Raw genomic sequence first — 24,679 nt, 5'->3', positions numbered from 1 at the left:
GTCTCGGCCTGGACGTACTCGGCCACCTGTTGCAGCTCGGCCTCGGCCTCCTGCCGCTGCTGGCGCGCGATCTCCTCGCGCACGCCCGACCAGTGCTCGAAGACGGCGGGCGTGATCACCTTCAGCAGCGCCACGTAGCCGCCGGTCGAGCGGGCGCGGCGGCAGGTGAACCGGAGCGCCGTCTGGAACTCCGGCGTGTCGTCCGCCACCACGAGGAACTTGCGCCGCACGCTCATGCGCGGACGGTGCGCCGGACGGCGCGCGGGCGCAAGCCCACTTGTCCGGTGGGGATTAGCCGGCCCAGAAGCCGACCAGCTTCTTCACCTCGGCCATGGTCGGGACCGCGATCTCGCGGGCCCGGGCGGCGCCGGCGCCCAGGATGCGGTCGATCTCGGCGGGGTCGGCCAGGAGGCGGCGCATCTCGCCGCCGATCGGGCCCATGACCGAGACGGCGAGGTCCGCGAGCCTGGGCTTGAAGGCGCCGAAGCCCTGGCCGGCGAACTCGGCGAGGACGGCGGCTTCGGTGGTCCCGGCCAGCGCCGCGTAGATCGCCACGAGGTTCCTGGCCTCGGCGCGGCCTTCCAGGCCCTCGGCCGTCTCGGGCAGCGGGTCGGGGTCCGTGCGGGCCTTGCGGACCTTGCTGGCGATGGCGTCGGCGTCGTCGGTCAGGTTGATGCGCGACTGGTCCGAGGGATCGGACTTGCTCATCTTGGCCGTGCCGTCGCGCAGGCTCATCACCCGCGCGCCCGGCCCCTGGGTCAGGGCGTCGGGCAGCGGGAAGTAGCCGGGCGCCGCGAAGTCGTTGTTGAACTTCTGGGCGATGTCGCGGGTGAGCTCGAGGTGCTGGCGCTGGTCTTCGCCCACGGGCACCTTGGTGGCCTTGTAGATCAGGATGTCGGCCGCCTGGAGCACCGGGTAGGTGTAGAGGCCCACCGACGAGCGCTCCTTGTGCTTGCCGGCCTTGTCCTTGAACTGGGTCATGCGGTCGACCCAGCCGACGCGGGCGACGCAGTTGAACACCCAGGCGAGCTCGGCGTGCTCGGGCACGGCCGACTGGGCGAAGATGGTGGCGACCTTGGGGTCGAGGCCGGTGGCCAGATAGGCGGCGGCGATCTCGCGCACCTGGTTCTTCAGCTTCGCCGGGTCCTGGAACTCGGTGATGGCGTGCATGTCGGCCACGAAGATGAAGGTCTCGATCTCGTGCTGGAGGCGGGCGAACTTCACCAGCGCGCCGAGGTAGTTGCCGAGGTGCAGGTCGCCCGTGGGCTGGACGCCGGAGAGCACACGTTCGGGACCCGCGTAGGGGGCTGGGGCTTGGTCGGTCATGGGATTGGCTTCTCTAGGGAACGGACGCGCGGGCGCAAGGCCCGAATGGACGGGTCAGCCGGTCAGCGCCATCGCCAGGTGAGAGTAGCCATGGCGGGTGGATAGCGGGTCGGGGGCTTGGCCACAACCCGACTCTCCACCTCCCCCCACGAACGTCATCCCCGGCACAGGTCGGGGATGACGTTCCTAAAGGGGGTGGGGCTCAGCCCATGTCCGCCGGGGTCGCCGCCGGGTCGCCGCGGCGGCGGCGGAAGGCGGCGCGGGCTTCGGCGGGGGTGATGCCGCCCGAGGCGAAGAGCAGGGCCGGGTAGAGCGCCAGGCCCGCAGCGGAGACCAGCAGGATCGCGACCTCCTTGGCGCCGTGGCCGCCGGGCAGGAGGCCGCCGATCGCGCCCTCGATCTGCGGACGCAAGAGGGCGGCGGCGAAGAGGATGCCGCCCAGCGCCGCGCTGGCCACGGACACGCGGACGATCTTGCCGCCGGCGCGGGCCGAAGGCGTCCAGACGTTGCGGCGGGTGAGCGTGATCCACATCTGCAGCACCGTGACCCAGGCGGCGACGGAGGTGGCGATCGCCACGCCCTGGAAGCCCAGCAGCCAGAAGAGGCCCACGCCCAGGGCGATGTTCACCGCCACCGAGATCAGCGAGAACCGCATCGGCGTCTTGGTGTCCTGCCGCGCGAAGAAGGCGGGCTGCAGGATGCGCAGCAGCACGAAGGCGGGCACGCCCCAGCCGTAGTGGAAGAGCAGCGCGCCGGTCGCCTCGGCGTCCTTCAGCGTGAACTCGCCGCGGGTGAAGAAGCCGTCGATCAGCCAGACCGGCAGCGCCATCAGGGCCGCGGCGGCGGGCAGGCTCAGCGCCAGCGCGAAGACCACGCCCTGGTCCATGGCGGCCTGGGCGTCGGCGTGATCGTCCCGTTGCAACGATTGCGACAGGCGCGGCAGCAGCGCCACGCCGATAGCCACGCCCACCAGGCTCATCGGCAGTTGGTAGAGGCGGTCGGCCACCGTCATCCAGACGCGCATCCCGGCGATCTGCGAAGCCAGGATGCCGGAGATGAAGATGTTGATCTGGGTGGCGCTGTTGGCGATGGCCGCCGGCACCGCGAGCCGGATCAGGTTCCGCATCTCGGGCGTGAGGCGGGGCCGCACCAGCCGCAGCCGCGCGCCGGTGCGCCGCGCGCCCCACCAGCAGATTCCGGCCTGCCCGACGCCGGCGATCACCACGCCCGCCGAGGCCCACCACGCCGCCCGCACCGGGTCATGCTGCGGCAGCACCATCGCCAGCATCACGAGGTTGAGGATCGTCGGATAGGCCGCCGAGACGATGAAGCGGCCGCGGGCGTTCAGGACGCCGGAGAACAGCGCCGCCAGCGCCATGCACGGCAGGTACGGCATGGTCACCTGGGTCAGCATCCAGGACAGCCGGAACTTCGCCGGGTCGTCCACGTAGCCCGGATTGATGACGTACATCAGCCACGGCATCGCGAGCTGCGCCGCCAGCATCACCGCGACGGTGGCGACGGCGACCGTGGCGGCCGCGTCCGAGGCGAAGCGGTCGGCGTCTTCCTCGCCGTCGCCCCCCTCCCCGGAACCGGCCAGCTTGCGCGAGTACATGGGCACGAAGGCCGCGGCGAAGGCGCCCTCGGCGAAGATGCGGCGGAAGAGGTTCGGGAAGGCCAGCGCGGTGTAGTAGGCGTCGGCGGCGATGGTCTGGCTGGCGCCCAGGCGCGCGGTGATCACGAGGTCGCGCACCAGGCCCATGACCCGGCTGACCAGGGTCAGTCCGGCGAAGATCGCCGACGAGCGGATCAGGCCGCCCGGTTTCGGCGCGGCTTTCGTCGCGGCGTTCTGGGCGGCGCGCGGGGTCTTGCTCAAGGTCTCCGCCTCATGGGGCGTTGGTCGGCTGCGTCGGGCGGAGCGTCAACCTAGCGGGATGGGCGGGGTGGCGCGTGTGGAATATTGATGCAGGCGACCGGCGTTCGATGAGGTCTTCATGTTCGACGCATATGTGGCGTTCCAGGCGAAGCTTCGGCCTTCGGCGTTCGCGCTCATCACGCCGCACCGATGGGCGACCTACGCCGAGCTGGACGCCGACGCGGACCGCTTCGCCGCCGGCCTGCGCGACCTGGGCGTGACGCGCGCGCGGGGCGTGGTCGCGATCCGGATCGCCAACGACTACCTGACCCACGTCGTCCTGCTGGCGCTGGCGCGACTCGGGGTCGTCTCCTCGCCGTTCGACGACCCGGCCTGCGACCTGGCGATCGTCGCGGCCGAACAGGCGGCGCCGGGCGAACTGGCGCTGAGCGAGGCCTGGCTGGCGCGCACCTTCGACGCCGAGCCGCGGCCGGTCGAGCCAGTGCGGGTGGGGCCGGACGAACTGATCCGGGTGATGCTGTCGTCGGGCACGACGCGGACGGCGCGGCGCGTGCCGCGCACCTGGCGGATGCTGGAGGGCAACACGCGCACCTGCGCGCTGACCTACTGCGCCGGGAAGCCGGGCCGCTGGGTGTGTCTGACCGGCATGGACACCGGCCTGGGGCAGGCGATGACGCTGGCGGCCTGGAGCCAGGGCGAGACCCTGGTCGCCGACTACACGACAGGCCAGCTCGCCGAGAGCCTGGAGGCGCTGAGGCCCTCGATCCTGGGCGTGACGCCGAGCTTCCTGCGCCAGCTCCTGGGCGAGCTGCCGCCCGGCTTCCCTGTGCAGGGCGCGATGCGGATCGTCTCGACCGGCGGGGTGCTGTCGCCGGCGGTCGCGCGCGAGGCGCGGCTGCGGCTCGCGCCCGAGATCCTGATCAGCTATGGCGCGGCCGAGACCGGCAGCACGACCCTGGCCGACGGGGCGTGGCTGGAGGCGCAGGCCGGGGCGGCGGGCTATCCCGTGCCCAACGTGCGGGTCGAAGTGGTCGGCGACGACGGCGCGCCGATGCCGGCCGGCGAGCAGGGCGAGATCCGCATCTTCAGCGACCGGCAGTCCGGGGGCTACCTGGGCGATCCCGAGGCGACCGCGCGGGCGTTCCGCGACGGCGGCTTCTATCCGGGCGACCTGGGCCGGCGGCTGCCCGACGGCCTGCTGATCGTCGAGGGCCGGGTCGACGACCGGATGGACCTCGGCGGCGTGAAGTTCCTGCCCGACCTTCTGGAGGAAGTAGCGCTGGCCTACCCGGGGGTGAGGGACGCCGCCGCCTACGCCGCGCCGGACGCGACCGGCACCGACGTCTGCTGGCTGGCCGTCGTGGCCGCGCCGGACCTCGACCGCCAGGGACTCGCGCGCCACATCGCGGCGAGCGACCGCGACCTGCCGGAAGCCCGTTTCGCCTGGATCGAGGCCATTCCGCGCAACGCCATGGGCAAGGCGGAACGCCGCCGCCTGCGCGCGGAGACGATCGCTGTGTTGACGGCGCGTTAGCCTGCTAGTCCTGCTCGGAAAGCGGGGAAGGGGAATGCCATGGCATTGAAGGTGATCGGCTCGGGGCTGGGCCGGACGGGGACGCTCTCGACGAAGCTGGCGCTGGAGCAGCTCGGCTTCGTCCGCTGCCACCACATGGCCGAGGTGTTCATGGCCGCCGAGAAACAGATCCCGCTCTGGATCGAGGCGGGCTACGGCCGGGCCGACTGGGACGCGATCTTCGACGGTTGCCAGGCGATGGTGGACCACCCGGGCTGTGCGTACTGGCGCGAGCTGATGGACTACTATCCGGACGCCAAGGTGCTGCACACGGTGCGCGACCCGGACAAGTGGTTCGACTCGACCCAGGCGACGATCTTCTCGCCGGGCAGCCTGAGCCGCTTCACCGAAGGCCCGATGGCCGAGTTCTTCGGGCACCTGCGGCGCTTCTACGGCGGCGACATGAACGACCGCGCCTTCATGACCGACTTCTTCCGGCGGCACACGGAGGCGGTGACAGCGGGCGTGCCGAAGGACCGGCTCTTGGTGTTCAACGTGGCCGATGGCTGGGACCCACTCTGCAAGTTCCTCGGCGTGCCCGTGCCCGACGCGCCCTATCCGCGGGAGAACTCCACCGAACAGTTCCAGTCGCGCGCGGCCGCGGGCCAGGGGCCGATCGACCCGTCGAAGATGCGCGCCGAGCCGCTCAGCTAGGACCATTCGCTGGCGGGACGGCCAGGCTGCGCGCGCGTCAGCGTCGTCCGACTCGACACCAGGCCCGCCAGGTTCACCAGGAAGCTCGTGCGTAGGGCGCCGCGGCTCAGCGGGCGACGCTGGCGCGGGCCTTGGGCAGGGCCGCGCGGCGGGCGTTGGCGGGCTCGGCTTCGTCGGACAGGGCGGTGAGGAGGGCGGCCTTGAGCGCGTTGCCCTTGCGCGTGTCGGTCAGTTTCGCGCCTGCGTCGTCGACCACGTAGAAGGCGTCGACGGCGCGCTCGCCATAGCCGTCGATATGGGCCGAGGTGATGGTCAGGCCCGCGTCGGCGAGGGTGCGCGCGAGCGCCGCCAGCAGGCCCGGCCGGTCGCGCCCGGCGGCCTCGACGACGGTCGCGCCCTCGGAAGCCTCGTTGTCCAGCATGACGTTCGGCGTGATCGCGAAGGCCGCGGTGCGGCCGAGATCCTTGCGGCGTACTTCGCGGGTCGCCGGCTCGCCGCGCGCGGCGGCGGCCAGGTCGTCGGCGAGGCGGATCAGCACGCGTTCGGCCGTGGCGCCGAACGGCTGGCCGTTGATGTCCTGCACGTAGAAGACGTCCAGCGCCTGGCCGGTGCGAGACGTGAAGACGCGCGCGCCGACCACGTTGGCGCCGGCCGCGGTGATCGCGTCGGCGAGGTCCATGAAGAGGCGCGGACGGTCGCCGGCGGCGACCATCAGCTCCGCGGCGTTGAGGTCGGCGCGCACGGCGCAGATGGCCGCGGCCCCGCGGCCTTCGCGCGCCGTCTGCGCGAGGCGGGCGTGAGTGAGGACCTCGGCGTCCTCGAAGGCGGTGAAGTAGGCGTCCTCCATGGCGTCGCCCCAGGCTTCGGCCTGCGGGTCGGCCCTGGCCAGCCGCACGCGCGCGTCGTAGGCGGCGTTCTCCTGGTAGCGCTTCAGGGCCGCGGTGGCGTCCGAGCCGCGCCCGCCGCGGAAGACGGCCTCGGTGGCGGCGTAGAGCTCGCGCATCAACTGGCCCTTCCAGCCGTTCCAGACCCCCGGCCCGACGGCGCGGATGTCGGCCACGGTGAGCACCAGCAGCAGGCGCAGGCGCTCGGGTGTCTGCACGATGCGGGCGAAGTCGCCCACCGTGCGCGGGTCGGAGACGTCGCGCTTCTGGGCGTAGTCGCTCATGACCAGGTGGTGCTCGACCAGCCAGGCGACGAGCTCGATCTTCGAGCGTTCGAGGCCCAGGCGTTCGCAGGCCTGGCGGGCGGCCCGCGCGCCGGCCACCTCCTGGCCGCCGGCCCCGCCCTTGCCGGTGTCGTGCAGCAGCATGGCCAGGAACAGCGCCTCGCGGTCGGCGATCAGCGGCATCACCTGGACGGCCAGCGGATGGTCGTCGGCCAGGCGCCCGGCGGCGATGTCGGCGATGACGCCGACGGCGCGCAGCGTGTGCTCGTCCACCGTGTACGAGTGGTACATGTTGAACTGCATCTGGGCGACGATCCGCCCGAACTCCGGCAGGTAGCGGCCCAGCACGCCCGCCTCGGTCATCAGCGTCAGCGTCGTGCGCGGATCGCGGCCGCGGGCCAGGATGTCGAGGAACACCTTGGCGGCGTGGCGGTCGCGGCGGACGGCCGAGGTGATCAGGTTCACCGACCGCGAGGCGGCCGTGAACGCGTCGGGATGCAGATCGAGGTTGCGCTGGTCGGCGAGGCGGAAGAGCCGCAGCAGGTTGACGGGATCCTGCTCGAAGATGCCGGGATCGACGTCGAGGCGGCCGCCCACTTCGTGGAATCCGGGCTCGGCCAGCGGCTTGCGTTTCACCGTGCGGCCGGGGATGAAGCGGCTGATGCCCTTGGGCGCCATCTTCACCTGGTCGGCTTCCAGCTTGGCGGCGAACACGCGGGTGAGCGCGCCGACATCCTTGGCGATCAGGAAGTAGCGCCGCATGAAGCGCTCGACGGCCGGCGCGTCGCCGCGGTCGCCATAGCCCATCCGCCGGGCCAGTTCCGGCTGCAGGTCGAAACTGAGGCGTTCCTCCGGCCGGCCGGTGGCGAAGTGCAGGTGGCAGCGCACGGCCCAGAGGAAGTCGAACGCCAGGATGAAGCCCCGCACCTCGCGCCGGTCGAACATCTCGAGCTGCATGACCCGCTCCAGTGTCTCGCCGGGATGCAGGTACTGGGCGATCCAGAAGAGGGTGTTGAGGTCCCGCAGGCCGCCCTTGCCCTCCTTCACGTTGGGCTCGACCAGGTAGCGGCTGGCGCCGGCGCGGGCGTGGCGCTCGTCGCGCTCCTTGAGCTTGGCGGCCACGAACTCGGCGCCCGTGCCCTTGACCACCTCCGCGCGGAAGCGGCGGACGAGCTCCTCGGCCAGCTTCTCGTCGCCGTTGAGGCGGCGCGCCTCCAGGATCGAGGTGCGGATCGTGAAATCCTCGCGGGAGAGCTTCACGCACTCCTCGATGGTCCGCGAGGCGTGGCCGACCTTGAAGCCCAGGTCCCAGAGCGCATAGAGCATGAACTCGATCACGCTCTCGGTGTGGGCCGTCTGCTTGTAGGGCCGCACGAAGAGCAGATCGAGGTCGCTGTAGGGCGCGAGCGTGCCGCGGCCGTAGCCGCCCACCGCCATCAGCGCCAGGCGCTCGCCCTCGGTCGGGTTGCGGGCGCGGAAGATGTGGACGGTGGTGAAGTCGTAGAGGGCGCCCACCACCTCGTCGGTGACGCCGGAGAGCAGCCGGGCGGTCTCGATGCCGCCGGCGCCGTTCTCCAGCCGCTCCTTGGCGATCATCCGCCCGCGGAACAGCGCGGCCTTGAGGATCTCCAGCGCGGCCTTGCGCTGGGCCGCCTGATCGCCGAGGTGCTCCAGCGCCGCGGTCGAGAGCTGCGAGCGCAGCTTGACGCCGTCGACGACGTATTCGAGGCGGGTGGGCTTGAGACGGGTGGGCATCGCGCCTGCGGATATAGGACGGTTTTGCGGGCGTGCAGAGTGTTCCCGCGTCGGGTGGAGACGATGGGCAGAGGTTCGTATCGCGGCGGCGGCAATCTCCTGGGCTGGAACGCCAACCGCTATGTCGCCCCGTCGCTCACCGGCCGCACGCGCGGCGGCAAGGCGCTGATCCGGGACCTGACGGCGCGCACGGCGCAGAGCCGCGCCGAACTCGACGCGCAGGACGAGCGGGCGAGGAAGCGCCATGGGCTGGGGCCGGGCAAGGGGCAGATGGTGAGCCGCGCCGGCGCGACCGCGGCCAGCACGGGCGCGACGGGCGTCGCGGAGGCGGCCCGCAAGCGTCTGAAGGCGGGCGCCGGGCAGGCGTTCTCGGTGACGGTGGTGCGCAAGAAGCGGCGGAAGGGGAAGGGCTAGGGGGACTTCCCTTCTCTATGAACGTCATCCCGCGAACAAGTCGCGGGATGACGTACAGGGTTTTGATGGGCGCCGGCTTCCTAGCCCAGCACGTCCGCCAGCCGCCGGGTTCCGTCCCAGAGGATGGCGCGCCAGCCGGCGGCGCGGGCGGCCTTGACGTTGTCGGCCCGGTCGTCGAGGAGCGCGAGGTCGGCCGGCGCGTAGCCCGTGCGAGCCTCGACGGCGGCGAAGAAGGCGGGGTCGGGCTTGCCGCAGCCGTAGGCGGCCGAGTGGTGCATCGCGTCGAAGCGGTCGCGCAGGCTGAGCGTGTCCCAGAGGTAGGCGGCGCGCTCGTGCTCCTGGACGGTGGCGAGGTGGAGCGCGACGCCGGCGGCGCGGAGGTCCGCGAGATCGTGCAGCAGGGTCTCGTCGAGCCGGGCGTCCATGGCGAACCAGTAGTCGGCGACGGCGCGGCTGGTGAGGTGCGGGGCGTGTTCGGCCAGGACCGGCGCGAGGCGATCGTGCAGGCCGGCGCGGCCCATCACCACGTCGGGCCAGTGCGGCCGGAAGAAGTGGGTCTGCAGGGTCGCGGCGGCGAGGCCCAGGTCGGCTTCCATATTCGCCGCCCAGCCGCCCGGGCGCGGAACGACGACCACGCCGTCGACGTCGACCATCAGCGCCTTCGGCCGCGTCACGTCCCGCCCAGCAGCCCCTTCAGGCGGTAGAGGGCGTCCATCGCTTCGCGGGGGCTCATGCCGTCGGGGTCGAGGGCCCGCAGCGCCTCCTCGGCGGGGCTGGGGCCGTAGGCGGCGGCGGGTTCGGCGACGGCGGCGAAGAGGGGCAGATCGTCGAGGTTGGCGGGGCCGGCGGCCTCCTTCTCCAGGCGTTCCAGCACCTGCTTCGCCCGGGCGACCACGGGGCCGGGCACGCCGGCCAGCTTGGCCACCTGGACGCCGTAGCTGCGGTCGGCGGGGCCGGGGCCGGCTTCATGCAGGAAGATCAGCTCGCCGTTCCACTCCTTGGCCTTGAGGCTGAGGTTGGAGACGTAGGGCAGGCGGCCCTCCAGCACGGCCAGCTCGTGGTAGTGGGTCGCGAAGAGGGCGCGGCAGCGGTTGGTCTCGTGCAGGGCCTCGGCGCAGGCCCAGGCGATGGCGAGGCCGTCGTAGGTGGCAGTGCCGCGGCCGATCTCGTCCAGAATCACCAGGCTGCGCGGCGTGGCCTGGGAGAGGATTGCGGCGGTCTCGACCATCTCCATCATGAAGGTGGAGCGGCCGCGGGCCAGGTCGTCGCCGGCGCCGACGCGGCTGAACAGGCGGTCCACCGCGCCGATGCGCAGCCGCCTCGCCGGAACAAAGCAGCCGGACTGGGCCAGGACGGCCAGCAGCGCGTTCTGGCGCAGGAAGGTCGACTTGCCGGCCATGTTCGGGCCGGTGACGAGGCTGAGGCGCGCGCCGCCCACGCCCTGGCCGTCGAGGCGGCAGTCGTTGGGTGTGAAGGCCTCGCCCGCGCGGCGGACGGCGGCCTCGACCACCGGATGGCGCGCGGCCTCGGCCTCGAAGGCGGTGGAGCGGTCGACGACGGGGCGAGTGGCGCCGACGTCGTCGGCCCATTCGGCCAGCGCGGCGGCGACGTCGAGGGTCGCGGCGGCCAGGGCGGCGGCCTGGAGGGGCGCGGCCACTCCCGTCGCCGCGTCGCGCCAGGCCTCGAAGGTGTCGAGCTCGATGGCCAGCGCGCGCTCGGCGGCCTGGGCGATCTTCGCGTCGAGTTCGGCCAGCTCCACGGTGGTGAAGCGCACCTGGTTGGCCATGGTCTGGCGGTGGATGAAGGTGGCGTTCAGCGGGGCCTTGAGCAGCGGCTCGGCGGCCTTGGCGGTGGCCTCGACGAAGTAGCCGAGGACAGCGTTGTGGCGGACCTTCAGCGCGACGCCGCTCTCGGCGGCGAGGCGGGCCTCCAGGGCGAGGATCACGCGGCGGCTGTCGTCGCGCAGCGCACGGGCCTGATCGAGTTCGGGGCGCACGCCCTGGGCCACGAAGCCGCCGTCGCGGGCCAGCGCCGGGAGTTCGGTTCCGAGGCCGGTGGTCAGCAGGTCGAGGAACTGCGCGAGGTCGGGGCTGTTGGCGAGATGCAGGGCGGCGAGGGCCTGGGCGACCTCGGCCGGCAGGGTCAGCAGCGGATCCTTGGTCTCGCTGAAGAGGCGGCAGACCGCGCCGCCGGTGAGGAGGCCGTCGCGGAGCGCGCCGAGGTCGCGCGGTCCGCCACGGCCGAGGGCCAGGCGGCTGAGCGCGCGGGCCATGTCGGGCAGGCCCTTCAGGGTCTCGCGCAGCTTCTGGCGCTGGGGCCGGCGCTCGACGAACCAGCCTACGGCGTCGAGGCGGGCGTCGATGGCGGCGGGGTCGAGCAGCGGGCGGGCGAGGCGGGCGGCGAGCGCGCGGGCGCCCGGCGCGGTCACGGTGCGGTCGATGGCGGCCAGCAGCGAGCCGTCGCGCGATCCGGACTGCGCGCGCTCGATCTCCAGGCTGGCGCGGGTGGCCGGGTCGATGACCATCACGTCGCTCTCGCCCATGCGACGAGGTGCGGAGAGCGCAGGCAGCCGCCCGGCCTGGGTCGTCTCCAGGTGGGCGGCGATGAGGCCCAGCGCCGAGACCTCGGCGCCGGCGAGCTGGCCGAAGCCGTCGAGGGTCTCGACGCCGTAGAGGCGCTTCAGGCGGGTCTCGGACGCGCCGGGCTCGGCCAGCGCCGAGGGCATCGGCTGGACGAAGCCGCCGGCCGCCTTCAACGCCGCGCTCACCGCCTCGTCGGCGAACAGGCGATCCGGGACCAGGATCTCCGACGGCCCGAGCGCCGCCAGCGTCGAGGCCAGGCCCGAGACGGTGATGGCCAGGCACTCGACCTCGCCCGTGGAGAGTTCGACGGACGCGACCGCCGCCGAGCCGGCGCGCACCGCGACGGCGGCCAGGCGGTTGGCGCCGCGGGCGTCGAGCAGGCCGTCTTCGGTGAGGGTGCCCGGCGTGACCACGCGGGTCACCTCGCGGCGGACGACCGCCTTGGAGCCACCGCGCCGCTTGGCCTCGGCCGGGTCCTCAAGCTGGTCGCAGACCGCGACCTTGAACCCCGCGCGGATCAGCTTGGCGAGGTAGGCCTCCATGGCGTGGGCCGGGACGCCGGCCATGGGGATCGGCTGGCCGCCGTGATTGCCGCGGGCCGTCAGCGTGATGCCGAGGACCGCGTGGGCCTTCTGGGCGTCCTCGAAGAACAGCTCGAAGAAGTCGCCCATGCGGAAGAAGACCAGCGCGTCCGGCTGGCGCGCCTTGGCCTCGAAGAATTGCGCCATGACCGGCGTGGCGCCGGCGGCATGATCGGTGGCGGTCGAGACCTGGGCGTTCATGGAACGGGCAAGGCTAAAGGACGGAGCCGAGTCCCTGAACCCCTTGAACACGGTCGCCCGTGCGCCAAGCTGTGGATGGATGGCCTACGGCAGCGTCGATTCGAGGTTCGTGATCTTCCCCGCCGGCCCGGCGGACGCCGAGGGGCTGGGCCGCGTGCATGTCCAGTCCTGGCGCGAGACCTACAGGGGCCTGCTGCCGGACGCCTATCTCGCCCGGATGAGCGAGGAGGCGCACGCGCGCCGGTTTGGTCACGCGCTGACCCGGCCGGGCGCCGACGACGTGACCCTGGCCGCTGCCGACCGCTGGAGCCACGTGGGCTACGTCCAGGGCGGACCGTCGCGCCGGCGCGTGCCGGGCGAGGCGGAGGTGGCGACGCTGTACGTCGTGCGCCCGGCCCAGAACCGCGGGCTGGGCGCGCGGCTGCTCGGCGACACGGCCCGCGCGCTGGCCGTGCGGGGCGCGCGGAGCCTGGTGATCTCGGTGCTGCGCGACAACTTCGCCGCGCGCGGCTTCTACGAACACCTGGGCGGCGTCGCCGAAGCGGCGCGGGAGGAGCCGGGCCCCGGCGGCGGGCGGTTCTGGGAGGTGGCGTATGTGTGGCGCGACATCGGGGCGTTGACTTCCCTCCCCTGATGGGCAGGGAAGCGCGCTACGCGCTCTCCGCCGCCGACGTCAGGCTGACGAAGACGTCCTCCAGGTCGGGGTCCTCGGTCGAGATGTCCTTGATGTGCAGGCCGGCCGCGCGGATGGCGGCCAGCACCTGCTCGACGCTGGACTGGCCGGTGCGGTAGCCGACCGAGAAGCCGCCCGCCTTGGTCAGCCTGGTCTCGAAGCCGGCGAGGACCGGCGCGGCCGTCACGGGCTGTTCCGGCGTCACGAGGACGTGGCGGGTGTCCATGCGGCGCAGCAGGGTCGTGGTGGGCTCGCAGGCGACGACCAGGCCGCGGTTGACGATGGCGATCTGGTCGCAGAGCTCCTGGGCTTCTTCCAGGTAGTGGGTCGTGAGCACGATGGTCACGCCCTTGCGGTTCAGCTCCAGCACGTAGTTCCAGAGCTGGCGGCGCAGTTCGACGTCGACGCCGGCGGTGGGCTCGTCGAGGATCAGCACCGGCGGATTGTGGACCATAGCCTTGGCGACCATCAGCCGGCGCTTCATGCCGCCCGAGAGCTGGCGGACGTAGGCCTTGGACTTGTCGGCCAGGCCCAGCGCGGCCAGCAGCTCGTCGGAGCGGCGCTCGGACTTCGGCACCGCGTACATGCCGGCGGCGACCTCCAGGGCCTCCTTCGGCGTGAAGAAGGGGTCGGCGGCGATCTCCTGCGGCACCACGCCGATGGCGGCGCGCGCGTCGCGGGGCTGCCGGTCGATGTCGCGGCCCCAGATGGTGACCTGCCCGCTCGTCTTGCGGCAGAGGCCGGCCAGGATGTTGATGAAGGTCGACTTGCCGGCGCCGTTCGGGCCCAGAAGCCCGAAGATCGACCCGCGCGGGATGGCGAGGTCGATGCCGCGCAGCGCGTGCATCTCGGGCGTGGTCTTGGTGGCGGCGTAGGTCTTGGTCAGGCCCCGGGCCTCGATCGCGTATTCGGGAAGGTCCATAGGGGTCCGTCGTTGACGTGCAAAGCTATGCTCGCATACCTAGGCCCGCGTTCGCCCTGCGCCAAGGCAAGGGCTGGAGGTAAGACCAGACATGGCCCGCAGAGCCGCTGCTTCCGCGACGAAAACCGCGCCCGCGCCGGCCAGGGCCGCGCCGACGCCCGACCTGCCGGCGCCCGAGGTGGTCCGGGTGCGGACGGGCCGCGTGTCCTGCGACGGCGTCGGCGGCGCGCTGGGCCATCCGCGCGTATGGCTGGAGATGGGCGAGGCGACCTTCGTCGAGTGCCCGTACTGCGACCGCCGCTTCGTGCTGGCGGCGGGCAGCGAGGGTCCGGAGAACGAACTCCTGGCCCCCGGCGTCTACGAAGGCCCGCGCGGGCACTGATTTCACACCGCTCGCTTCAGACGTAGTGCGGAAGCGCTGGCGACCTGCCAGGGCTCAGACCCGGAGCGGCATCAGGATGTACTGTACATCCGCGTCGGCGGGGTCGAGGACCAGGGCCGGGTCGTTGGGGCCGCCGAAGCGAAGCTCCATGCTGCCGCCCGAGATCTGGTCGGTGATGTCGAGCAGGTAGCGGGCGTTGAAGGAGAGCTCGAAGGGCTCGCCGTCGTAGTCGATCTCCAGCTCCTCGACCGCCTGGCCGGCTTCCATGTTGCGCACGGTGAGCACGACGCGGCCGCTCTCGATGGCCATCCGCACCGAGCGCGACTTCTCGGCCGAGATGGTGGCGACGCGGTCGACGGCCTGGGCGAACAGCTTGGCGTCGACCATGACCGTGCGATTGTTGTCCTTCGGGATCACGCGGCCGTAGTCGGGGAAGTTGCCGTCGATGACCTTGGAGGTCAGCGCGGCGCCGCCCAGTTCGAGGCGCACCTTCTGCGGGCTGATCTGGAGGTCGACGTTCTCGCCGGCGTCTTCCAGCAGGCGGCGGACCTCGTTGATGGTCTTGCGGGGCACGATGACGCCCGGCGCGCCGGCGGCGCCTTCGGGGGCCGGCATGTCGGCGAGCGCCAGCCGCGAGCCGTCGGTGGCCACCGCGCGCAGGCGCGGCGCGCCGTCGACGACGATCGTGTGGACGTAGAGGCCGTTCAGGTAGTAGCGCGTCTCCTCGGCGGAGATCGCGAAGCGGGTCTTGTCGATCAGGCGGATCAGGTCGTTGACGTCGACCGCCATGGTCCCGCCGAAGCCCTCGGCGCTCATCACCGGGAAGTCGCCGGCCGGAAGGACAGGCAGGTTGAAGCGGCTGCGGCCGGCGGCCACGGTCAGGCGCGGGTCCTCGCCGGTGAAGCTCAGCGAGACGTCGGCGCCCTCGGGCAGCTTGCGCACGATCTCGTAGAGCGTGTGCGCAGGCGCGGTGATCTGGCCGGGCTGGTCCACCTGGGCCAGGGCCTCGTCGATGATCTCCATGTCGAGGTCGGTCGCCGAGAAGGTCAGCCGGTCCCGCTCGGCCGAAAGCAGCACGTTCGACAGGATCGGGATGGTGTTGCGGCGCTCCACCGCGCTCTGCACGTGGCCCAGTGCGCGGAGCAGCGCGGCGCGTTCGATCGTCAGCTTCATGTCAGTCCCGGCTCACCAATCGCGCATGGCCAAGTCAACCAGGGGCCGAATCACCCCGAGCCTGCGCGCCCCGAAGGGAGGGGACTTCCGACATTAGCGAATTCGCAACCGCGGGAAAGTGCGCCGGGGCCTCATGCACAGGCAAAACGCCCCGGCGGGCTGCGCGGCGGCTACGCCCGCGTGTCGATGGAGCCGCCGGCGTCGCCGGAGTCCTCGCCGCCGTAGGCGCCGCCGCCGGGCTTGGCCGCGGACGCGCCGGCGCCCTTCGGCGAGACGACCACCATCGCCGGGCGCACGAGGCGGCCCAGGAGTTCGTAGCCGGGCTGCAGCGTCTGAATGACCGAGCCGGGCGGCACGTCGTCGGCGGGCTGTTCCATCATCGCCTGATGGAGATGCGGGTCGAACTTCTCGCCCCTGGGCGGGTCGAGCTTCTTCAGGCCATTGTTCTCGAAGGCGGTCTGGAGCGCCTTCGAGGTCATCTCGACCCCGACCACGAAGTTCTTCGCCGGGCCGTCGGCGTCGGCCGGGGCGGCGGCCAGCGCACGATCGAAGTTGTCGGCCACGCCCAGCAGGTCGCGGGCGAACTTGGTGATCGCGTAGGCGCGCGCGTCGTTCGCCTCGCGCTCGGCGCGGCGCTTGGTGTTCTCGGCGTCGGCGGCGTAGCGGAGCACCTGCTCCCTGAGCGCCTGGACCTCGGCCTGCAGCGCTTCCACCTCAGCATCGACCGAGGGCGTGTCGGCTTCCCAGTTCGCCGGCGTATCGTCTTCAGACATCTCTCTAGCTCGTACCCTTCATCACCTGGCCAAGCACGCGGGCGGTGTAGTCCACCAACGGAATGACCCGGGCATAGTTCAAACGCGTGGGGCCGATGACGCCGATGGCGCCGACGACCTTCTGCGCGCCCGTCATATAGGGCGCCGCGATCACAGCGGAACCCGAAAGGGAAAAGAGCCGCGTCTCGGCGCCGATGAAGATGCGCACGCCCTCGCCGTCGCGGACGCCGTCGAGGAGCTGGATGAGCTGTTCCTTCTGCTCCAGGTCCTCGAAGAGCGAGCGGACGCGCTCCAGGTCCTCGATCGCCTGGCTGTCCTCCAGCAGGTTCGCGCGGCCGCGCACGATGAGCGCGCGGTCCTGCGCCTCGCCGCCGCCCCAGGCGGCCAGGCCGTCCTCGACCAGGCGCGCGGCGGTGGTGTCGAGTTCGCGCCGCGCGAGGTCGAGCTCGGTGCGCAGTTCGCCCTTGGTCTCGGTGAGCGTCTTGCCGCGCAGGCGCGCGTTCAGGAAATTCGAAGCCTCCTGCAGGGCCGACGGCGTGACCCCGACCGGCAGGCGGATGAGCCGGTTCTCCACGGCGCCGTCGTCGAACACCATGATCGCGAGCGTGCGGTCGCCCGACAGCAGAACGAACTCGACGTGGGTGACGCCGGCGTCCTTCATCGGGGTCACGACCACGCCGGCGCCGCCCGCGAGGCCCGAGAGGATGGCGGAGGCCTCGTTCAGCGCGTCCTCGTAGTTGCGGCCGTGGGCGCGCAGGCGGGCCTCGATGGAGCGGCGCTCGTCCTCGCCGATGTCGCCCACCTCCAGCAGGCCGTCGACGAAAAGGCGCAGGCCCGCATGGGTCGGCAGGCGCCCGGCGCTGATGTGCGGCGCGCCGAGCAGGCCGAGCTGGGTCAGGTCCTGCATGGTGTTGCGGATCGAGGCCGGGGACAGCGAGACGCCGCCCCGCGACAGCGTGCGAGAGCCCACGGGCTCGCCGGTCTCCAGGTAGCTCTCGACGATGCGCCGGAAGATGTCGCGCGCGCGACCGTCCATGTCGGCGAGGCTGGGGCCGCGGGTGAAGACGGACGAGGTCATGGGTTGCGGCGGGCCATGGTGCGCATCGGCGTAGTAGGATAAGCGCGGACCCTCCGTGCGCAAGCTGCGCCCCAACGCCCCGAGACCGCCCGAGACGCCATGCGACCTTCCGAACGCGCCCCCGACATCCTGCGCCCGCTGACCCTGGAGACCGGCGTGACCCGCTACGCCGAAGGCTCGTGCCTGATCAGCGCGGGGCACACCAAGGTGCTGGTGACGGCCAGCCTCGAGGAGGGCGTGCCGGGCTTCCTGCGCGGCAAGGGTCAGGGCTGGGTGACGGCGGAGTACGGCATGCTGCCGCGCGCCACCCACACGCGGGGCCGCCGCGAGGCCGCCGCCGGCAAGCAGAGCGGGCGCACGCAGGAGATCCAGCGGCTGATCGGACGGTCGTTGCGGGCCGTCACCGACCTGAAGGCCCTGGGCGAGCGCCAGATCACCGTGGACTGCGATGTGATCCAGGCCGACGGCGGCACGCGCACGGCCTCGATCACCGGCGCCTGGATCGCGCTCAGGCTGGCGACGAAGTATCTGCTGGACGAGGGTGTGATCGCGACCGACCCGATCCTGGACCAGGTGGCGGCGGTGAGCTGCGGGATCTTCGCCGGCACGCCGGTGCTGGACCTCGACTACGACGAGGACTCGAACGCCGAGGCGGACGCCAACTTCGTCCTGACCGGCTCGGGCGACATCGTGGAGGTGCAGGCCACCGGCGAGAAGCGCGGCTTCAGCCAGGCGGAGTTCGACGCTCTGTTCTCGCTGGCGAGGAAGGGCATCGGCGAGCTGTGCGTGCGGCAGCGCGAAGCCACAGCTTAGAGAGGCCGCGAAGCGGCGCCTTCCGATTCAATGAACCGCGGAAAACGCGGAATCGCGCGGAAAGAGTCCGGGCCAGGTTTCCGCGTCATTCCGCGTTTCCGCGGTCCTGAAAATGACGGAGCCTCCGCCCGCGCGGAGACTCTCGAGAATAGAACGCCAGATACGCAAACGGCGCCGCCCTCCCGGGTCGGCGCCGCCGGCGCTCGCAGATCGGGCCCGCAGGCCCGACGGTGCGCGTATCAGAAGAACACGTTGAAACGCAGGGCCTGCGGCGGCAGGCGCTCAAGCTCGCGGGCGAGCGGGGCGAACAGCGCGTCGAGGAAGTTTTCGATCTTGCGGGCCATTGGACGGCTCCTTGTTGCGGTGCAGCGTAGCTGTGCAGATAGGGTGTCCTCCTGGGAAATTCAAGAATTCCCGCTACGATGAATTGTTTTTCGCTGCGATGCGGCGAACCATGTGGTTGCGGCGCAACACAAAGAACGTCGGTTGCTCTGCGTCCGGATCGGCGCGAGGCTCGGTATCGCTGGGCGTGACAGGGGACGTGCGCCGATGACCGACACCTCGATCGCCGAAGCCACGCGCCGGGTGGCGAAGGCGGAACGCATCGCCGCGCTCGACGTGCTGCGCGGGTTCGCGATCCTCGCGATCCTGATGATGAACGTCCCCTACATGGGGAGCTACGCCGATTTCGACCTGTTCGACCCGCGGCTGGTGAGCTGGACGGCGGCCGACCAGACCGCGTTCAGGATTATCGGCACGCTGTTCGACGGCACCCAGCGCGGGATGCTGGAGCTCCTGTTCGGCGCCGGGATCATGATCATGACCCGCGCGGCCATGACGCCCGACGCGCCGGTGGCGGTGGCCGACCTGCACCTGCGCCGGAACCTGTGGCTGATGGCGTTCGGCGTCTTCCAGGCGCTCGTCCTGATGTGGCCGGGCGACATCCTGTTCCCCTATGGGATCGCGGCGATCTTCGTGTTCGGCGCGCGCACCCTGCCGGCCCGGACCAAGGCGATCCTGGGCGTGGTCTTCCTGCTCGGGGTGATCGGGTCCGGCTACGCCCGCCACGTCGACGCGGTGAACCTGAAGGCCGAGGCCGTCGCCGTGCAGGCCAAGGTCACGGCCAGGAAGCCGGTGACTCAGGAGCAGCAGGCCAAGCTCGACAAGTGGAACGACAAGGTGAAGGCCGCCGCCCCACTGGCCCAGAACAAGGCGAAGCAGGAGGCCGTCGCCAAGGAGAAGAAGGCGCGGCGGGGTCCGGTGGACGGCTACTGGAAATTCCTGGCGGGGATCTGGACGCAGTTCAACTTCTCGATGTTCGCCCTCTTCGGGATGCTGGAGATCGTCGGGACCATGCTGCTGGGGATGGCGCTCTACGACTGGGGCGTGCTCCAGGGGCGCAGGAGCGCCGCGTTCTATGCGGGGCTGGCGGTCGCAGGCTACGGCGTCGGGGCGACGCTGCGGACCCTGGCCATCGACGAGATGATGCTGTTCTCGCCGGACCCCAAGACCTTCGGTTGGACCTGGGACGTCGCGCGCATGGCGCTGACGCTCGGTCATGTGGGGCTGTTCAACCTGATCCTGAAGAGCGCGGCGGGATCGCGCGTCCTGTCGGTCTTCCAGGCGCCCGGGCGGATGCCGCTCACGATCTACCTGTCGGCCTCGATCCTGGGGATGCTGATCATCTTCCCGGGGTTCGGATTCGGGCAGTTCGGCCGGCATGGCTGGGCCGGGCTCGAGGCGATCGCGCTCTCGATCATCGCCGGACAACTGATCTTCGCGAACGTCTGGATGGCGTATTTCGAGACCGGCCCGATCGACTGGCTCTGGAAATCGCTCGCCTACAAGAAGCGCCAGCCGTTCCTGAAGGTCCGGGGCCCCATGGGCGTCGCCGCCCCGGCAGCGGCGGAGTGACTTCGAGCCTCGGCGCAAGCGGAGGCCCTCTCATTCAGAAACCGCGGAAAACGCGGAACCACGCGGAAGGGGTCCGGGCCACTTTCCGCGCAATTCCGCGTTTTCCGCGGTTCATTGAATCGGAAAGCGCCGCTTCGCGGCCTTGGTGGCTACTCTTCCTCGTCCGCCATCGGATCGTCGGGGCCGGGTTCGTAGACGATCAGGTCGCCGGGCTGGCAGTCGAGTTCGCGGCAGAGGGCGGCCAGCGTCGAGAAGCGCACGGCGCGCGCCTTGCCGGTCTTCAGGATCGACAGGTTGGCGATGGTCACGCCGACACGGTCGGCGAGCTCGGTCAGCGACATGCGCTTTTCGAGGAGCACGCGATCGAGGCTCACGCGGATGGGCATCGGGGTTCTCGCCTCAGATCGTCAGCTCGGCCTCGCGCCGCAGCCGCGCGCCCTCGCGGAACACTTCCGCCAGCACGAAGACCACGAGCACCGAGAACCAGGCGGTGAGGCTCATGTCGGGTTCGACCTTGTTGACGCCCGAGAACAGCCAGGCCGAGACGGCCCAGAAGGCATAGCGGCCGAGTTCGAGCCCCGCGAGCATCAGGCCGATGAGGCGCAGGCGCGCCACGTTGTCGGGGTGGAAGGGATCGCCGGCGGTCAGGGTGGTGAAGATCCGGCGGAGCGCCGCCACGATCACCAGGACGCCCGCGAGATAGAGGGCGGCGCCGAGCAGGCCGCCGGCGAACGAAGGGCCGTTGCGGATCAGCTCGGCCAGCGCGCCGGGGTTCGTCTCGCGGAGGCCGGGCAGGATGTCGGGATTGTAGCTCAGCAGCAGCGCCGCGAGCGTCAGCACGGAGAGGACGACGACGCCGATCCACAGGGCGGCGAAGACCACGTCGAGGATGATCTTCAGGAAGCTCGAAACCGAGCCCGGACCCAAGGCGCGCATCATGTCGTACCTGCCCCCAGTCGTTCGTCTGGATCCGCCCCGCCGGAAGCTGCTCTCCAGCCTCGGATCGGGGCGGATCGGACGATCCTCAAGTCTTGCACTCAGTCTTAGAGGAAGGCGGCGCGGGCGGCGATGCTGAGGATCGGCGCGGCGGCCAGGACGACCAGAAGGCTCATCGCGGTGCGGTCGAGGAGGTTCATGACGTTGGCGAACATTTGGTGGCTCCGTATCGATGCTGCGTTGCAGCGGCTTGTCTGTCGAAGCACCGTGCTTCGATGTGATTATCGATACGGCCATATCGTTTCCCGATCACGTGAATATCGAGTAACGATATGAAACTTTGGTAATGCAGTGCCGCAGTCTGGCCGGCGTTCCAGCCTCGGTGGCGCGTCGGCGCCGTTCAATGGAATGCGCCTGCGCCGCGGCTACTTCGGCTTGCGTTGCCGCATGAGGCCTTCCTGGGCGCAGGAGGCGACCAGGGCCCCGTCGGAGGCGCGGTAGATGTAGCCCAGGTTGAAGCCGCGGCCGCCGGAGGCCGAAGGGCTCTCCTGGTCGTAGAGGTGCCATTCGTTGAAGTCGGTCGGGCGGTGGAACCACATGGCGTGGTCGAGGCTGGCGGTCTGCATCCCCGGTGTCTGCCAGCCCACCGCGTGCGGCCGGATGGCGGTGCCCAGCAGGCTCATGTCGGAGGCGTAGGCCAGGATCACCTGGTGCATGCGCGGGTCGGCCGGAATCGTGTCCCGGGCGCGGAACCAGACCTGCTGTCGGGCCGGCAGGCGGTCGGGTTTCACCTCGTCGGGCTCGCCGCCCACGCTGCGCATCTCGATGGGCTGCGGGCGGTCCAGCCAGGCGCGCGCGGTGGGCGGGGCGTCCTTCAGGCGCCGTGCGGCCGAGACGATGTCGTCCTCGACAGTGTCCCAGTGCGGGGCGGCGGGCATGTCGGACTGATGCTCGAAGCCGTCCTCCTCGTTCTGGAACGAGGCGGCGAGGTTGAAGATCTGCTGGCCGTGCTGCACGGCGATGACGCGGCGGGTGGTGAAGCTGCCGCCGTCGCGCGAGCGGTCCACCTCGAAGACGATCGGGATGTTCGGGTCGCCCGGCCGGATGAAGTAGCAGTGCAGCGAGTGGCAGACGCGCGCCTCCACCGTCTCGTAGGCGGCGAGCAGCGACTGGGCGATCACCTGGCCGCCGTAGATGCGCTGGCGGCCCTCCTCGTCGGGCGTCGTGCCGCGGAACAGGTTCACCTCGAGGCGCTCGAGCTTCAGGGTCTCGCAGAGGGTCTTGGTGTCCATGGAGCGCCTATGCTGCATTTGCGAAGGCGGTCGATACGCCGGGCCCGGCGCGCGGGCAACCTCCCGGCGGCGGGCCGGCGCCGGCGGCTTGCGCTGGCGGACGGCGCGCCTCGCCTGCTAAGGGGGCGGTCATGACTTCAGGCCGCGTCCAGCTTCCGCCTTCCGAACACTGGAAGGCCGCCATGCAGCTCCTCGCCAAGGGCGAGTTCGAACTCGGCTGGAAGCTCTGGGAGACCCGTCCGATCGAGATCGGCGGCCGGGTGTCGGGCAAGCCGGCGCTGGCCGTGCCCGAGTGGGACGGCAGCGACATCGGGAGCCTGCTGATCCTGCCGGAACAGGGCCTGGGCGACCAGATCATGTTCGCCCGCTATGCGCCGCTCATGCGCGACCGCGGCGTGGCGACCACCATCATGTGCCATCCGCTGCTGGCGCGGCTGTTCGAGACGCTGGGCGTGCCGGTGCTGAACGCGCAGGGCCGCGTGGCGCTGCCGCCGGTGGACGCCTGGGCGCTGGGGCCGTCGATGCCGTATCTGTGCGGCACGCGGCCCGAGACGATCCCGCCCGCGCCCTATCTGTCCGCGACGCCGCGGCGTCTGGGCCGCATCGGCGTGCAGGCCAGCGGCAACCCCAACAACCCGACCGACGTCACGCGCTCCCTGCCGCCCGAGCTGGCGCAGGAGCTGCTGGCGATCCCGGACGCCTTCAGCCTGGAGCACGAAAGCACCGGCGCGCGCGACCTGCGGGACACCGCCGAGATCATCGCCGGCGCGGACCTGGTGATCGCGGTCGACACGGCTGTCGCGCACCTCGCCGGCGCGCTGGGCAAGCCCTGCTGGCTGATGATCCCGCGCCAGGCCGACTGGCGCTGGATGCGCGACCGCGCCGACAGCCCCTGGTATCCGTCGATCCGGCTGTTCCGCCAGCCGGTGGCCGGCGACTGGGCGAGCGTGGTGGCCGAGGTGAAGGCCGCGCTCTGACCGGGCGCCGGGCGCTCAGGTCTTGCGCATCCGCATCAGGCCTTCCTGCGCCACCGAGGCCACCAGGGTCCCGTCGTCGGCGTAGATCTCGCCCCGGATCAGGCCGCGCCCGTCCGAGGCCGAGGGGCTGTCGTGGACGTAGAGGTGCCACTGGGTGAAGTCGGTGGGCCGGTGGAACCACATGGCGTGATCCAGGCTGGCCGACTGGAAGCCCGGCGTCTGCCAATGCACGCCGTAGGGCCGCATGGCGGTCGAGAGCAGGTTCATGTCCGACGCGTAGGCCAGGATCACCTGGTGCATGTGCGGGTCGTCGCCGATCGGCGTGGCGCAGCGGAACCAGTTCTGGGAGACGGGCTCCTTGGGCTGGCCGTCGCGCCAGTAGGTGCGGGCGTCCGACGAGCGCATCTCGATGGGCTGGGGCCGCGACATCCAGCGCTTCATCTCCTCGGGCGCGTCCTTCATGGCGTCGCGCATGACGGTCATCTGGTCGGGCAGTTCGGACCAGTGGGGGCCCGGCGGCATCTTCGACTGGTGGCTGAAGCCCTCCTCGGGGTCTTTGAACGAGGCGGCGAGGTTGAAGATCTGCTTGCCCCGCTGCACGGCGATGACACGCCGGGTGGTGAAGCTGCCGCCGTCGCGCGAGCGGTCCACCTCGAACACGATCGGCGTCGTCGGATCGCCGGGCCGGATGAAGTAGCAGTGCATCGAGTGGCAGACGCGGTCCTCGACCGTCTCGTAGGCCGCCAGCAGCGACTGGGCGATCACCTGGCCGCCGAAGATGCGGCCCGGCCGGTTGTCGGGCGAGGTCCCGCGGAACAGGTTCTCCTCGATCCGCTCGAGCTGCAGCGTCTCGGTCAGGGTCTCGTCCTGCGCGACTTCGTCGGGAAGGGGGGGCGTTTCGCTCATGCGGCGCCGGATACGCGCGCCAGGGTTCGCGGGCAAGGTGTTGCCTCACAACCGCAACCGTCGTCATCCTCCGCGCCGATGACCGACCCCCGGGACAGCTTCGCCTCGGACAGCTTCACGCCCGTGTGGCGCTCGCCGCTGGCGCTGATGATGCTTGCCTGGATGGGGCTGGCCATCGGCGGCATCCTGGGCGCGTGGCGGACCATCGAGGCGCTGCCGCCGATGATCGCGCTCAGCGTCGGCGTGGGCCTGCTGCTGGTGGCGCCGGCGATGCTGCTGGTCTGGTCGTTCTGGGCGATGATGCGCGATCCCGTGACCGGCTGGATCGCGCCATCGGCGCTGCTCGCGTTCCTCGGCGGCATGATCCCCGCCTGGGGCCCGCTGCTGGACGCCGGCATCCGGCTGAACTTCGAAAGCCACCATGCAGCCTACGACGAGATCGTCGCCGACAGCCGGGCCGGGCGGCTCGTGAAGGCGACCTCCTCGCCGGGCGGCTGGGTCGAGGAGGATCGCGACGGGCTGAGGTTCCGCTACCGCGGGGGGCGGCCCGAGCGCATCGACTTCATCTGGTCGCGCAACCAGTTCATGGAGGCCGGCGTCCGCTACAACGCCAGGCCCTGCCGCCCGACGCCGCGCCTGAAGTGCCTCGCCGCGGGCCTGCCGCTCAGCGACGGCTACAGCCACTACGTGCTGCTGCGGCCTTGACGCCG

At 71.2% G+C, this 24,679-nt stretch carries 23 protein-coding genes; 9 read left to right on the top strand and 14 right to left on the bottom strand.

Going from position 1 to position 24,679, the window contains the following annotated elements; translation table 11 throughout:
* From JNL41_RS21945 to murJ, 3 genes are all read right to left on the bottom strand, one after another.
* The coding region (locus JNL41_RS21945) for a universal stress protein (RefSeq protein WP_293478417.1) at positions 1-236 on the bottom strand (236 nt) is incomplete at its 3' end.
* Between the two features lie 55 nt (positions 237-291).
* On the bottom strand, positions 292-1,326 hold the full coding sequence (gene trpS / locus JNL41_RS21940) for a tryptophan--tRNA ligase (protein ID WP_293478416.1): 1,035 nt from the start codon (positions 1,324-1,326) through the stop codon (positions 292-294).
* Between the two features lie 202 nt (positions 1,327-1,528).
* Complete coding sequence (gene murJ, locus JNL41_RS21935) at positions 1,529-3,202, bottom strand: murein biosynthesis integral membrane protein MurJ (RefSeq protein ID WP_293478415.1); 1,674 nt, start codon at positions 3,200-3,202, stop codon at positions 1,529-1,531.
* A 118-nt stretch (positions 3,203-3,320) separates the two neighbouring features.
* Between murJ and JNL41_RS21930 the strand changes: the two genes are divergently transcribed.
* Positions 3,321-4,736, top strand: coding sequence for a class I adenylate-forming enzyme family protein (locus JNL41_RS21930; protein WP_293478414.1), 1,416 nt, complete (start codon positions 3,321-3,323; stop codon positions 4,734-4,736).
* A 39-nt stretch (positions 4,737-4,775) separates the two neighbouring features.
* The gene (locus JNL41_RS21925; protein WP_293478413.1) at positions 4,776-5,429 is read left to right on the top strand and encodes a sulfotransferase family protein; all 654 of its coding nucleotides are present in this window, start codon (positions 4,776-4,778) and stop codon (positions 5,427-5,429) included.
* Between the two features lie 106 nt (positions 5,430-5,535).
* On the opposite strand, the gene JNL41_RS21920 is transcribed toward JNL41_RS21925, so the two are convergent.
* Positions 5,536-8,352, bottom strand: coding sequence for a [protein-PII] uridylyltransferase (locus JNL41_RS21920; protein WP_293478412.1), 2,817 nt, complete (start codon positions 8,350-8,352; stop codon positions 5,536-5,538).
* Between the two features lie 63 nt (positions 8,353-8,415).
* Between JNL41_RS21920 and JNL41_RS21915 the strand changes: the two genes are divergently transcribed.
* Positions 8,416-8,766, top strand: a complete 351-nt coding sequence (locus JNL41_RS21915) for a hypothetical protein (protein ID WP_293478411.1) — start codon at positions 8,416-8,418, stop codon at positions 8,764-8,766.
* Positions 8,767-8,846: 80 nt separating this feature from the next.
* On the opposite strand, the gene JNL41_RS21910 is transcribed toward JNL41_RS21915, so the two are convergent.
* The gene (locus tag JNL41_RS21910) at positions 8,847-9,419 is read right to left on the bottom strand and encodes an HAD-IA family hydrolase (protein WP_293478410.1); all 573 of its coding nucleotides are present in this window, start codon (positions 9,417-9,419) and stop codon (positions 8,847-8,849) included.
* A gap of 17 nt (positions 9,420-9,436) precedes the next feature.
* Positions 9,437-12,130, bottom strand: coding sequence for a DNA mismatch repair protein MutS (gene mutS, locus JNL41_RS21905; protein ID WP_293478409.1), 2,694 nt, complete (start codon positions 12,128-12,130; stop codon positions 9,437-9,439).
* Positions 12,131-12,209: 79 nt separating this feature from the next.
* On the opposite strand from mutS, the gene JNL41_RS21900 reads away from it, so the two are divergent.
* The gene (locus JNL41_RS21900; protein WP_293478408.1) at positions 12,210-12,764 is read left to right on the top strand and encodes a GNAT family N-acetyltransferase; all 555 of its coding nucleotides are present in this window, start codon (positions 12,210-12,212) and stop codon (positions 12,762-12,764) included.
* A gap of 16 nt (positions 12,765-12,780) precedes the next feature.
* Here JNL41_RS21900 and JNL41_RS21895 read toward each other — a convergent pair whose 3' ends face one another.
* On the bottom strand, positions 12,781-13,725 hold the full coding sequence (locus JNL41_RS21895; RefSeq protein ID WP_293478407.1) for an ABC transporter ATP-binding protein: 945 nt from the start codon (positions 13,723-13,725) through the stop codon (positions 12,781-12,783).
* 91 nt (positions 13,726-13,816) lie between these two features.
* Here JNL41_RS21895 and JNL41_RS21890 point away from each other — a divergent pair, with 91 nt between their 5' ends.
* Positions 13,817-14,107, top strand: a complete 291-nt coding sequence (locus tag JNL41_RS21890) for a zinc-finger domain-containing protein (RefSeq protein WP_293478406.1) — start codon at positions 13,817-13,819, stop codon at positions 14,105-14,107.
* A 54-nt stretch (positions 14,108-14,161) separates the two neighbouring features.
* Here the strand turns inward: JNL41_RS21890 and dnaN are convergent, their stop codons facing one another.
* From dnaN to hrcA, 3 genes are all read right to left on the bottom strand, one after another.
* On the bottom strand, positions 14,162-15,280 hold the full coding sequence (dnaN, locus tag JNL41_RS21885; protein ID WP_293478405.1) for a DNA polymerase III subunit beta: 1,119 nt from the start codon (positions 15,278-15,280) through the stop codon (positions 14,162-14,164).
* A gap of 170 nt (positions 15,281-15,450) precedes the next feature.
* Positions 15,451-16,053: a nucleotide exchange factor GrpE gene (grpE, locus tag JNL41_RS21880; protein WP_365698470.1), complete on the bottom strand. Its 603-nt coding sequence runs from the start codon at positions 16,051-16,053 to the stop codon at positions 15,451-15,453.
* 4 nt (positions 16,054-16,057) lie between these two features.
* On the bottom strand, positions 16,058-17,131 hold the full coding sequence (gene hrcA, locus JNL41_RS21875; protein ID WP_293478404.1) for a heat-inducible transcriptional repressor HrcA: 1,074 nt from the start codon (positions 17,129-17,131) through the stop codon (positions 16,058-16,060).
* 99 nt (positions 17,132-17,230) lie between these two features.
* Between hrcA and rph the strand changes: the two genes are divergently transcribed.
* Positions 17,231-17,944, top strand: coding sequence for a ribonuclease PH (gene rph, locus JNL41_RS21870; RefSeq protein ID WP_293478403.1), 714 nt, complete (start codon positions 17,231-17,233; stop codon positions 17,942-17,944).
* A gap of 549 nt (positions 17,945-18,493) precedes the next feature.
* A complete protein-coding gene (locus tag JNL41_RS21865; RefSeq protein ID WP_293478402.1) occupies positions 18,494-19,858 on the top strand; it encodes a DUF418 domain-containing protein in 1,365 nt (454 codons plus the stop codon).
* A 149-nt stretch (positions 19,859-20,007) separates the two neighbouring features.
* Here the strand turns inward: JNL41_RS21865 and JNL41_RS21860 are convergent, their stop codons facing one another.
* From JNL41_RS21860 to JNL41_RS21850, 3 genes are all read right to left on the bottom strand, one after another.
* Positions 20,008-20,244: a helix-turn-helix transcriptional regulator gene (locus JNL41_RS21860; RefSeq protein WP_293478401.1), complete on the bottom strand. Its 237-nt coding sequence runs from the start codon at positions 20,242-20,244 to the stop codon at positions 20,008-20,010.
* Positions 20,245-20,257: 13 nt separating this feature from the next.
* Complete coding sequence (locus tag JNL41_RS21855; protein WP_293478400.1) at positions 20,258-20,797, bottom strand: DUF2975 domain-containing protein; 540 nt, start codon at positions 20,795-20,797, stop codon at positions 20,258-20,260.
* 422 nt (positions 20,798-21,219) lie between these two features.
* Positions 21,220-22,086: an acyl-CoA thioesterase II gene (locus tag JNL41_RS21850; RefSeq protein WP_293478399.1), complete on the bottom strand. Its 867-nt coding sequence runs from the start codon at positions 22,084-22,086 to the stop codon at positions 21,220-21,222.
* Between the two features lie 131 nt (positions 22,087-22,217).
* Here JNL41_RS21850 and JNL41_RS21845 point away from each other — a divergent pair, with 131 nt between their 5' ends.
* On the top strand, positions 22,218-23,063 hold the full coding sequence (locus JNL41_RS21845) for a glycosyltransferase family 9 protein (protein WP_293478398.1): 846 nt from the start codon (positions 22,218-22,220) through the stop codon (positions 23,061-23,063).
* Between the two features lie 15 nt (positions 23,064-23,078).
* Here JNL41_RS21845 and JNL41_RS21840 read toward each other — a convergent pair whose 3' ends face one another.
* Positions 23,079-23,969 (bottom strand): acyl-CoA thioesterase II, encoded by an 891-nt coding sequence (locus tag JNL41_RS21840; RefSeq protein ID WP_293478397.1) that lies wholly within the window; start codon positions 23,967-23,969, stop codon positions 23,079-23,081.
* A 78-nt stretch (positions 23,970-24,047) separates the two neighbouring features.
* Between JNL41_RS21840 and JNL41_RS21835 the strand changes: the two genes are divergently transcribed.
* A complete protein-coding gene (locus JNL41_RS21835; RefSeq protein WP_293478396.1) occupies positions 24,048-24,674 on the top strand; it encodes a hypothetical protein in 627 nt (208 codons plus the stop codon).
* Positions 24,675-24,679 lie beyond the last annotated feature (5 nt).

Source organism: Phenylobacterium sp. (assembly GCF_016793285.1).
Taxonomy (GTDB): Bacteria; Pseudomonadota; Alphaproteobacteria; order Caulobacterales; family Caulobacteraceae; genus Phenylobacterium.
The sequence above is the reverse complement of the archived record's forward strand: the minus strand, read 5'-3'. Positions and strand labels throughout refer to the sequence as shown.

What these genes read in the sequence shown, in the direction of transcription:
- trpS (WP_293478416.1), bottom strand. Translation starts at nt 1,326, where the DNA reads ATGACCGACCAAGCCCCAGCCCCCTACGCGGGTCCCGAACGTGTGCTC.
- JNL41_RS21930 (WP_293478414.1), top strand. Translation starts at nt 3,321, where the DNA reads ATGTTCGACGCATATGTGGCGTTCCAGGCGAAGCTTCGGCCTTCGGCG.
- JNL41_RS21925 (WP_293478413.1), top strand. Translation starts at nt 4,776, where the DNA reads ATGGCATTGAAGGTGATCGGCTCGGGGCTGGGCCGGACGGGGACGCTC.
- JNL41_RS21920 (WP_293478412.1), bottom strand. Translation starts at nt 8,352, where the DNA reads ATGCCCACCCGTCTCAAGCCCACCCGCCTCGAATACGTCGTCGACGGC.
- JNL41_RS21915 (WP_293478411.1), top strand. Translation starts at nt 8,416, where the DNA reads ATGGGCAGAGGTTCGTATCGCGGCGGCGGCAATCTCCTGGGCTGGAAC.
- JNL41_RS21910 (WP_293478410.1), bottom strand. Translation starts at nt 9,419, where the DNA reads ATGGTCGACGTCGACGGCGTGGTCGTCGTTCCGCGCCCGGGCGGCTGG.
- mutS (WP_293478409.1), bottom strand. Translation starts at nt 12,130, where the DNA reads ATGAACGCCCAGGTCTCGACCGCCACCGATCATGCCGCCGGCGCCACG.
- JNL41_RS21900 (WP_293478408.1), top strand. Translation starts at nt 12,210, where the DNA reads ATGGCCTACGGCAGCGTCGATTCGAGGTTCGTGATCTTCCCCGCCGGC.
- JNL41_RS21895 (WP_293478407.1), bottom strand. Translation starts at nt 13,725, where the DNA reads ATGGACCTTCCCGAATACGCGATCGAGGCCCGGGGCCTGACCAAGACC.
- JNL41_RS21890 (WP_293478406.1), top strand. Translation starts at nt 13,817, where the DNA reads ATGGCCCGCAGAGCCGCTGCTTCCGCGACGAAAACCGCGCCCGCGCCG.
- dnaN (WP_293478405.1), bottom strand. Translation starts at nt 15,280, where the DNA reads ATGAAGCTGACGATCGAACGCGCCGCGCTGCTCCGCGCACTGGGCCAC.
- grpE (WP_365698470.1), bottom strand. Translation starts at nt 16,053, where the DNA reads ATGTCTGAAGACGATACGCCGGCGAACTGGGAAGCCGACACGCCCTCG.
- hrcA (WP_293478404.1), bottom strand. Translation starts at nt 17,131, where the DNA reads ATGACCTCGTCCGTCTTCACCCGCGGCCCCAGCCTCGCCGACATGGAC.
- rph (WP_293478403.1), top strand. Translation starts at nt 17,231, where the DNA reads ATGCGACCTTCCGAACGCGCCCCCGACATCCTGCGCCCGCTGACCCTG.
- JNL41_RS21865 (WP_293478402.1), top strand. Translation starts at nt 18,494, where the DNA reads ATGACCGACACCTCGATCGCCGAAGCCACGCGCCGGGTGGCGAAGGCG.
- JNL41_RS21860 (WP_293478401.1), bottom strand. Translation starts at nt 20,244, where the DNA reads ATGCCCATCCGCGTGAGCCTCGATCGCGTGCTCCTCGAAAAGCGCATG.
- JNL41_RS21855 (WP_293478400.1), bottom strand. Translation starts at nt 20,797, where the DNA reads ATGATGCGCGCCTTGGGTCCGGGCTCGGTTTCGAGCTTCCTGAAGATC.
- JNL41_RS21850 (WP_293478399.1), bottom strand. Translation starts at nt 22,086, where the DNA reads ATGGACACCAAGACCCTCTGCGAGACCCTGAAGCTCGAGCGCCTCGAG.
- JNL41_RS21845 (WP_293478398.1), top strand. Translation starts at nt 22,218, where the DNA reads ATGACTTCAGGCCGCGTCCAGCTTCCGCCTTCCGAACACTGGAAGGCC.
- JNL41_RS21840 (WP_293478397.1), bottom strand. Translation starts at nt 23,969, where the DNA reads ATGAGCGAAACGCCCCCCCTTCCCGACGAAGTCGCGCAGGACGAGACC.
- JNL41_RS21835 (WP_293478396.1), top strand. Translation starts at nt 24,048, where the DNA reads ATGACCGACCCCCGGGACAGCTTCGCCTCGGACAGCTTCACGCCCGTG.